The organism is Marinobacter sp. (assembly GCF_041690455.1).
GTDB lineage: Bacteria > Pseudomonadota > Gammaproteobacteria > Pseudomonadales > Oleiphilaceae > Marinobacter.
Genome location: NZ_JAWLHI010000015.1, coordinates 1 through 1,106, shown reverse-complemented (window position 1 = coordinate 1,106; position 1,106 = coordinate 1). Strand labels below are relative to the sequence as shown.

1 protein-coding gene is annotated in these 1,106 nt (G+C 54.4%); it reads right to left on the bottom strand.

Going from position 1 to position 1,106, the window contains the following annotated elements:
* On the bottom strand, nucleotides 1-872 hold an 872-nt coding region (locus ACESMW_RS05305), incomplete at its 3' end, for a site-specific integrase (RefSeq protein WP_372986017.1).
* Nucleotides 873-1,106 lie beyond the last annotated feature (234 nt).

The window sequence follows — 1,106 nt, the reverse complement described above, 5'->3', positions numbered from 1 at the left end:
GGCAGAGTGACCTGACGGGTCTTGTCGCCCTTGCCGAAAACGGAATAGACCCAGTAGGGCTCGCCATCCACGATGGTTCGCCTGAAGTCTCCGAAGGTTGGCGTCCGCATCTGGCCGCGATCCACGGGCCGGGGCGCCAGTTCGCTGACCCGGAGGAACAGGCTTTTCATGGTGACGATTACGAAAAGATGGCGCTCGTAGCTGGCATCGGCACTGGCCAGTTCGGTCAGCGTTTCCAGCAGATAGGACCATTGCCAGTCCGTGAGCCGCCGCACCTCGGCATCGCGGTCCTGGTTCAGGTTTGGCTTGGCATTCCGATCCCGTTTGCGAACATCCATCAGTGGGTTTCGCTGCAGGTAATCACGGCTTACCAGGTATTTGAAGAACGTTTGCAAGGCGGTGCGACTGGCGTTGAGGCTGGCCTGGGTTACGGAATAGGGCGTGTTGGTGTCCTTGGACCGCAGGGCCATTGGGCGCCAATGGGGATTGAAACGCCGCAGGTCAGCACTGGCGATAAAGGCTGGGTAGATTCCCCGCGACACCCAGGCTGCGGGTGGCGTCTTTATAAAGGAGAAATAACTGCTTACAAGGTCGGTGTCCGCCTGGGAGAGGTGGCGTTTTGCGATCAACCAGGTGTAGTTCAGAAACCTCTGAATCTCGCTTCGAAAACGGTTATAAGTGCCTGATACGTCACTGTATTTGACCAGAAATCTGTGAGCGATCTGGAAGTCTTCAAGAGCCGCATCGTGGTCAACTGGCAGGGCAGCCAAAGCGGCACGCAAGTCTGGATAGAGCTCGAGATCTGCCTGTTCGTGGATGAGTTCGGCAGTATCGAATACGGGAAAACCGGGGAACCGGGCTTTGGAGTTCATGCGGAAGTCTTGCTGATGGTGAGTTCAGGGCGTTAAATGCCGTCTTATGTCCAATACTCCTAAATATTGGACATTATTTATATCCTCTTGAAATCATAATGTTACCTTAATATCTGATTGGTGTAACTGAACTGTTGGGTGGTTCGGATTTGCGTTTGAAGAGCCGAACGACCTCTTTGTCGTAGCAAGGGGCGTCAGATCGTCGAGGGTTTGCGGGGATTCTAAAAAGGGGTC